The sequence below is a fragment of the Streptomyces corynorhini genome (assembly GCF_003346515.1).
GTDB lineage: Bacteria > Actinomycetota > Actinomycetes > Streptomycetales > Streptomycetaceae > Streptomyces > Streptomyces corynorhini.
The window spans coordinates 1-6703 of record NZ_QQNA01000314.1 but is presented as its reverse complement, the minus strand read 5'-3'; the positions used below and the strand labels follow the sequence as shown (position 1 = coordinate 6703).

9 protein-coding genes are annotated in these 6703 nt (G+C 71.4%); 3 read left to right on the top strand and 6 right to left on the bottom strand.

The genetic code is table 11. The features are described from left to right. Positions 1 to 258: 258 nt before the first annotated feature. Positions 259 to 642 (bottom strand): hypothetical protein, encoded by a 384-nt coding sequence (locus tag DVH02_RS30460; protein WP_147286165.1) that lies wholly within the window; start codon positions 640 to 642, stop codon positions 259 to 261. 146 nt (positions 643 to 788) lie between these two features. On the opposite strand from DVH02_RS30460, the gene DVH02_RS30455 reads away from it, so the two are divergent. Next, entirely contained in the window at positions 789 to 1673 is an 885-nt protein-coding gene (locus DVH02_RS30455; RefSeq protein WP_114627077.1) for a helix-turn-helix domain-containing protein, read from the top strand. Between the two features lie 43 nt (positions 1674 to 1716). Then, positions 1717 to 1923 carry a DUF397 domain-containing protein gene (locus DVH02_RS30450; RefSeq protein ID WP_325051415.1) on the top strand — a complete coding sequence of 69 codons (207 nt, stop codon included), beginning with the start codon at positions 1717 to 1719 and terminating at the stop codon, positions 1921 to 1923. A gap of 128 nt (positions 1924 to 2051) precedes the next feature. On the opposite strand, the gene DVH02_RS30445 is transcribed toward DVH02_RS30450, so the two are convergent. The 3 genes from DVH02_RS30445 to DVH02_RS30435 all read right to left on the bottom strand — a co-directional run bounded on the left by DVH02_RS30445 (position 2052) and on the right by DVH02_RS30435 (position 4577). Continuing rightward, positions 2052 to 2492, bottom strand: coding sequence for a hypothetical protein (locus DVH02_RS30445; RefSeq protein ID WP_233518554.1), 441 nt, complete (start codon positions 2490 to 2492; stop codon positions 2052 to 2054). A 115-nt stretch (positions 2493 to 2607) separates the two neighbouring features. Continuing rightward, entirely contained in the window at positions 2608 to 3345 is a 738-nt protein-coding gene (gene msrA, locus DVH02_RS30440) for a peptide-methionine (S)-S-oxide reductase MsrA (RefSeq protein WP_114627075.1), read from the bottom strand. A gap of 128 nt (positions 3346 to 3473) precedes the next feature. After that, entirely contained in the window at positions 3474 to 4577 is a 1104-nt protein-coding gene (locus DVH02_RS30435) for a hypothetical protein (RefSeq protein WP_114627074.1), read from the bottom strand. A 131-nt stretch (positions 4578 to 4708) separates the two neighbouring features. On the opposite strand from DVH02_RS30435, the gene DVH02_RS30430 reads away from it, so the two are divergent. Then, complete coding sequence (locus DVH02_RS30430) at positions 4709 to 5869, top strand: cystathionine gamma-synthase (protein ID WP_114627080.1); 1161 nt, start codon at positions 4709 to 4711, stop codon at positions 5867 to 5869. Positions 5870 to 5980: 111 nt separating this feature from the next. On the opposite strand, the gene DVH02_RS30425 is transcribed toward DVH02_RS30430, so the two are convergent. Beyond that, the gene (locus DVH02_RS30425; protein WP_233518553.1) at positions 5981 to 6202 is read right to left on the bottom strand and encodes a hypothetical protein; all 222 of its coding nucleotides are present in this window, start codon (positions 6200 to 6202) and stop codon (positions 5981 to 5983) included. Positions 6203 to 6255: 53 nt separating this feature from the next. Beyond that, positions 6256 to 6703 (bottom strand): sigma factor-like helix-turn-helix DNA-binding protein (locus DVH02_RS30420; RefSeq protein ID WP_114627073.1); only part of this gene is annotated, 448 nt, incomplete at its 5' end.

Below are 6703 nucleotides of genomic sequence, written 5' to 3'. Positions count from 1 at the left end.
GACAGGCCCCATGCCGTCCGCTACGGAGCCCCCGTCGAGGGGGCTCCGTAGCGGACGGCATGGGGCCTGTCGATCACCACGCCGGAGTTCACGGCGCTGACGGACGAGCGGCAGCCGGAACCGGAGCTGACGTTCACGGAGCCGATGCCGGGGGCCGGGTCCTGGGCCGGGACCGGAGTCGGCCGGAGCCGATGGATTCGCTCCGGACGGCCGTTGAGCAGATCGCCAGTTCACGTGTCCGAAGCTGCGCGCCGCTGATCAGGCGGCTACACCGTCCTGCCCGGAGGATGCCTTGGGACACGCCTCGGAGGACGCCCCGGGGGACACCCACACCACCCGAGCGCTGATGTCCGCCCCGCCCCCGAACATCCGCACCACTCGCTCCAGCGAGCGCACACTCAACCGACACCCACTGTCCACCGAGACCACCTCGGACACCTCCTCGAACGCCATCCCCCACGCCGCGACCCGCGCGTCACACTCCTCGGGAGCGGCGCCCTCGGGCTCGTGCGACTGCACGACGGCGAAAAGCCGGGGAGCGGTGACGGCGACCAACTCCTCGGTGAGCGCAATGAATTCGGCGTGAGTGAGGGGCGGGTCGAACGGGGCGGGGGAGGTGGATCCGGCTGCTTCGACTGACATCATGTCCTCCTACGGAGCGTGATGGTGTTGCTTCCTTGCGTGACACTATGATGGTTTGGGTGATGCGTGAAAAGTGGGTCTTCCATTTTTCCCTCGTACGGGTCACCTGTCCGGGAGTCGGAACAGATGGAGAAGTGAGAGCGGTCATGACGCTGGGTCAGCATGGTGGGTCATCGGTCGTACGAGGCTGGCAACTTGCCGACACTCTCAAGGGCTTGCGTGACCAGGCAGGACTCACGCAGGACCAGGCGGTCGTCAAGCTCAAGGAGGGCGCGGGGCGTTGGTCGGCGGCGAAGCTCTCCCGGATCGAGACACGGGTTCACCGCGTCAAGCCGCGCGAGGTGGACCAGCTCTTGGACGCGTACGGCGTCGCCGACAGCGAACTGCGCTTCTCCCTGATCCAGTTGACCGCGACCTCTTCCGAACAGGGCTGGTGGGTCAGTTTCGGCGACGAACTGCCGGGGGCGGTGAAGCCGCTGCTGAGCATCGAGGGCGGTTTGGAGGCGCTCCACGATTTCCAGCCGCAGTTGCTTCATGGCCTGTTGCAGACGCCCGATTACGCCCGCGCGGTGATGAACGCGGTGTGGCCTGGAGGGGCAGGTCCCGACGAACTCGAACGCCGGGTCACGGCTCGGATGATTCGACAGCACGTGTTGGAGAGGGAGTCACCGCCACGTGCACACTTCATCATCGACCAGGCCGTTCTGGAACGGGTCGTCGGCACCCCGGACATCATGCGGGCGCAGTTGCGCAAACTGCTCGATGTCGCGGAGCGACCCCACGTGAACCTCCAGGTGCTGCCCTGGAGCGCCGGTGGAACCCCAGGACTGGAAGGGCCGTTCGCCGTTCTTTCCTTGCCGGATCCCATCCCCGACATCGGCTACACAGAGGGCCCGGCGGGTATTCTCTACGTTGAGGATCGCGACCGCGTTCGTTGGTGGACACTGAGGTTCGGCATTCTCACGGAGCTGGCGCTCTCGTGCGCCGAATCGGCGGAAGCCATCGCCGAAGCGATGGACTCGTATGAGTGAGACAGGGGCAGACGCGATGCCGAAGACGGATTCGCCGGCACAGGTGGCTTGGCGTAAGAGCAGCTACTCAGGTGGGAGCAACGGCGGCGGCACCGACTGCGTCGAAACCGCTCTCCTCCTCGACGGCCGCGTCGCGTTCCGTGACAGCAAGGACCCCGGCGCGGGCGCGCTGCTCTTCTCCCGTACGGGCATGGCCGCCTGGCTGGCCGGGGTCAAGGCGGGGCGGTTCGACGGTACGGGGCTCGGCTGACCCGGGAAGGTGGTGGGCCGTCTGGGTGGTGCCGGGTGTGGTGCCGGACCTCGGACGGGTGGGCCCTGCGGGGCCGCACGGCGAGCCGGTCTTGAAGGGCGCGGGCGAGGTGCCGCGGGCCTCGGCTGTCAGTCGCCGATGACGAGTCCGGGGATCAGTGCCACGAGCGCGGACACAACGCTGCCCAGGCCGGCCAATGTCACGACAGTTGCCTTTCCGTCAGAGAAGAGGCCCGAACAGAATGCCCGCACCTGGCGGCGCAGGATCAGCATCTTGAGCTTCTGCCAGCGATGTTGGCGGATGTGACAGCCGAGAAGCAGGCCCTTGGCGTTGTTGCGGCAGCCGTCCCCGCCCTCCCTCCGCGGAGCGCCACAGGTCACTGGAGCCTGAAAGAGGCACCAAACGAGGGATGCGACGGACAGAGTGATCACCACTGCCGGTCCGGCGGTCCGGTTTATCCACGCCGCGATGAGGAGTGCGCAGACCAGCACACCCCACCACTGGCCCAGTCCGCCGAGTCGTCTGCCACGTGCCCTGCGTGCCCCCGAAGCCGTCATGGCCTGGATCATGCCGAGCGACGAGGATGTTCATGCCGACCGACGGCGCACTGTCCCAAATAACGTTGTTGTGTGGCCGACGCGCCGGTGAACGCCACCGGACCGCCGTGGGGCGAGGGCTCAGTCCTTAGCCCTCGCTCGGCGCCGAGGGCTCCTGCGCCGACGGCTCCGGCGCCGGGGCGATGCCCGTCGGGCAGGAGCGGCCCCAGTTGGTCGCGGAGGGGGCGGTCAGGTCGACGCCCGTGCCGCCGATGCCGCAGTAGCCGTCCGGGTTCTTGTCCAGGTACTGCTGGTGGTAGGGCTCGGCCGGGTAGAAGACGCGGCCCTCGGCCGGGAGGATCTCCGTGGTGATCGTCTTGTATCCGGCGGCCGTCAGGACCTGCTGGTACGCCTCGCGCGAGGCCGTGGCCGCCTCGGTGTGGGCCGGAGTGTGCGGGTAGACGGCCGAGCGGTACTGGGTGCCGACGTCGTTGCCCTGGCGGAAGCCCTGGGTCGGGTTGTGGGACTCCCAGAACACCTTCAGGAGGTCGGCGTACGAGACGACCTGGGGGTCGTAGACCACGCGGACCGCTTCCGTGTGGCCCGTCAGCCCCGAGCAGACCTCCTCGTACGTCGGGTTCGGCGTGGAGCCGCCCTGGTAGCCGACCAGGGTCGTCCAGACGCCCTTCGTCTGCCAGAACTTGCGCTCCGCGCCCCAGAAACAGCCCAGACCGAAGTCCGCGACCTCAAGGCCCTGGGGGTACGGCCCGGTCAGCGGGTTGCCCAGCACCGTGTGGCGGGCGTCCACCGTGAACTCGGGCTCCGCCCGGCCGCGCAGGGCCTGCTCGGGCGCGGGCAGCTCGGGGGTGCGGCGGGACAGGAACATGGTCGGCTCTCCTCGGCTGTGGGGACTGCCCGTACAACGCGGGAGCGGCGCGCGACATTCCGCCGACGGGCCGCGCCCGCGCCGCGCCGCGCCGCCGTGCCCGCGCCGCGCGCTCGCCCCGCCCCCGGTCAGTGCGGCAGCGTCGCCGCGCTGCCGCCGTTCGACTCGTATCCCGCCACCGCCAGCGCCCGGTACACCGCGTACTCCGCCGCCGGGTCCCCGTTCAGCGTCCAGGGCAGCGCCCCGACGTGGCCGTCGATCCGTACGAGCTGGTTCATCGCGTCCGACCAGCGCTCGCACCGTACGAGGAAGAGGACCAGCAGATGCCGTACGTGCGAGAGCATCGGGTCGTCCTGGCGGGCGGAGTGGACCGCGTAGAGCGCGCCGTCCACCGCCTTCGTGATCACCGCGCTCTGGTAGAGGCCGCGGACGAGATTGACCTCGGGCAGGTGCTCGTACACCGCGAACAGCGGCAGCGCGGCGAGCAGCGACCCCTGCGGGGCGCGCGCGGCGGCGGTGGTGGCGAACTCGTCCGCCTCCTTGCGCGAGCCGTGCCACTTCTCGCACCAGAAGTGCAGCGCCGCCAGATGCGCGCCCATGTGCGCCGGCGCGCGGTCGATGATCTTCGCCCAGAGCTGGTCGAACTGCTCGTGCGAGTAGCCGAGTCCGCGCGCCACCGCCAGCTCCGTGATGTACGGCACCGGGTCGCCCGGCGCGAACAGCCCGGCCTGCGCGCAGACCGAACGGGCCTCCTCCAGGATGATCCGGAAGTCGTCGCTCCCGGCGGCCGACGACCGCCACGCCTGCTGCACCAGGAACTCCGCGTGCACCGCCGCCCCGCCCGGGTCCTTCGGCGCCTCCGCCCGCCACGCCCGCAGCCACGCGCCCCCGACGCCCGGCTGTTGCCGCAGCTCCAGCGAGGCCGCCCCGGCGAACGCCTGGACGCGCTGCCAGCGCACCTCGCTCTCCTTGTCCGTACCGGCGAGCAGCTGCGCGGCGGCCCGCCAGTCCTGGGTGCGCTGGACGACGTCGAGTACGTCGAGGAGGTCCTGATCCGGCCCCGGCAGCCGGATGTCCAGCTCCTCCTGCCGCACGAATCCGTAGGCGGCCGGATCGGCGGCGTCGGGCGATCCGGGCGCGACCTGGCGGATGCCGCCACCGCGACGCCGCACGAACGTGACGATGACCGCGCTCAGCATGCACATCGCGATCAGGAACCAGAGAATCTCCATGCGTCCCATTGTCCCGGACGCCGCGGAACTCCGGCCGCCCCGCCCTTGCGCCCCTGAGGAGCGGTCTCCTTCGGGGGCGCAAGCACGTACGGACACGGCGCGGCCCCTTCCGGGCACTACGCTCGTTGTCCATGAGCCACCAGCACTCCAGCGAGCAGCGCCACTTCGAGACTCTCGCCATCCACGCGGGCAACACCGCGGACCCGCTCACCGGCGCGGTCGTCCCCCCGATCTACCAGGTGTCCACCTACAAGCAGGACGGCGTAGGCGGCCTGCGCGGCGGATACGAGTACAGCCGCAGCGCCAACCCGACCCGTACCGCTCTGGAGGAGAACCTCGCGGCCCTGGAGGGCGGCCGGCGCGGACTGGCCTTCGCCTCCGGGCTCGCCGCCGAGGACTGCCTGCTGCGGACGCTGCTGGTCCCCGGCGACCACGTAGTGATCCCGAACGACGCCTACGGCGGCACGTTCCGTCTCTTCGCCAAGGTCGTCTCCCGCTGGGGCGTGGAGTTCTCGGTCGCCGACACCTCCGACCCGGCGGCGGTACGGGCCGCGCTCACCCCGCGCACGAAGCTCATCTGGGTCGAGACGCCGTCCAACCCGCTCCTCGGCATCACGGACATCGCCGCGCTCTCCGGGATCGCGCGCTCCGCCGGGGTGCGGCTCGTGGTCGACAACACCTTCGCCAGCCCCTACCTCCAGCAGCCGCTGGCGCTGGGCGCCGATGTCGTCGTGCACTCCACCACGAAGTACATGGGCGGCCACTCGGACGTCGTCGGCGGCGCGCTGATCACCGGCGACGCCGAACTGGCGGAGGAGCTGGCCTACCACCAGAACGCGATGGGCGCCGTCGCCGGGCCGTTCGACGCGTGGCTGGTGCTGCGCGGCATCAAGACGCTGGCCGTGCGGATGGACCGGCACAGCGAGAACGCGACGCGCCTCGCCGAGATGCTCACCCGCCACCCCCGGGTCTCGCAGGTCCTCTACCCGGGCCTGCCCGAGCACCCGGGCCACGAGGTCGCGGCCAAGCAGATGAAGGCTTTCGGCGGGATGATCTCCTTCCGCGTCACGGACGGCGAGGAGGCGGCGGTCGCGGTCTGCGACCGTACGGAGATCTTCACGCTGGGCGAGTCCCTCGGCGGTGTCGAGTCCCTCATCGAGCACCCCGGCCGGATGACGCACGCCTCGGCGGCGGGCTCGCCGCTGGAGGTCCCCGGCGACCTGGTGCGGCTGTCGGTCGGCATCGAGTCGGGCGACGACCTGATGGCGGACCTGCAGCAGGCGCTGGGCTAGATCATCGGGCCGGTACGGGTACGGGTACGGGTACGGACGGGTACGGGGTACGGACGGGTACGGGTGCCGTCCGTACCCGTACCCGAGCCGGTACCCGTGGCGTTTTCCCCGCTACCACCCCTCCAGTGGAGGCGTCGTCTCGGCGGGCGGTATGTACCAGGGGCGCACCGTCCACGCCCAGACCAGGAACACCAGCAGGGCGACGGCGAGGACGGCCCACCCGAGCCGGTGCGCCGCGCGCCGCCGCCGCAGCCGCCGCGCGCCGCCCGCGGCGGCCCGGGAGACGAGGCCGGCGGGCACCTCGGGCCGCTCCCCGTTCAGGAGGCGCCGCACCTCGTCCTCCCGGCGGGAGGAGCCCCCCGGGGGGTCCGCGGGGCCCGCGCCGCTCACGGGCAGGCCGACGGGGCGGGCCGCGCCGCCGCCCGTCCCGCCGCCCGCTCCCGGCCGGCCCCCCGCCCGCGCATCGTCGTCACCGCCCGCGCGCACAGGACACGCACCCGCTCCTCCGGCAGACCGATCAGGGCCGCGGTCTGTTCGGCGGAGAGCCCCTCGTACAGCCGCAGTACGAGCACCAGACGCTCCTGCGGGCCCAGCACCCCGAGCACCCCGGCGGCCGACCGGCCGCTCAGCCGCCGTACGTGGACGCGCCACGCCTCGCGGATGAAGCGCTGGGCCAGCATCTGGCGGGCCCGGTCGTACGGGTCCTCGACGTGGCGCGGATCCCACTCCGCGTACGTACGTGCCAGGGCGGCGGTCAGCAGCCGCTGGGCGCGCGGCGCGGCGGCGGGCGGTTCGGCGGTCAGCAGCGCGGCGGCGTGCAGCAGCCGGCCGGCC

Coding starts and splice junctions, on each gene's coding strand:
- DVH02_RS30460 (WP_147286165.1), bottom strand. CDS start 642: ATGTCAGTCGAAGCAGCCGGATCCACCTCCCCCGCCCCGTTCGACCCG.
- DVH02_RS30455 (WP_114627077.1), top strand. CDS start 789: ATGACGCTGGGTCAGCATGGTGGGTCATCGGTCGTACGAGGCTGGCAA.
- DVH02_RS30445 (WP_233518554.1), bottom strand. CDS start 2,492: ATGATCCAGGCCATGACGGCTTCGGGGGCACGCAGGGCACGTGGCAGA.
- msrA (WP_114627075.1), bottom strand. CDS start 3,345: ATGTTCCTGTCCCGCCGCACCCCCGAGCTGCCCGCGCCCGAGCAGGCC.
- DVH02_RS30435 (WP_114627074.1), bottom strand. CDS start 4,577: ATGGAGATTCTCTGGTTCCTGATCGCGATGTGCATGCTGAGCGCGGTC.
- DVH02_RS30430 (WP_114627080.1), top strand. CDS start 4,709: ATGAGCCACCAGCACTCCAGCGAGCAGCGCCACTTCGAGACTCTCGCC.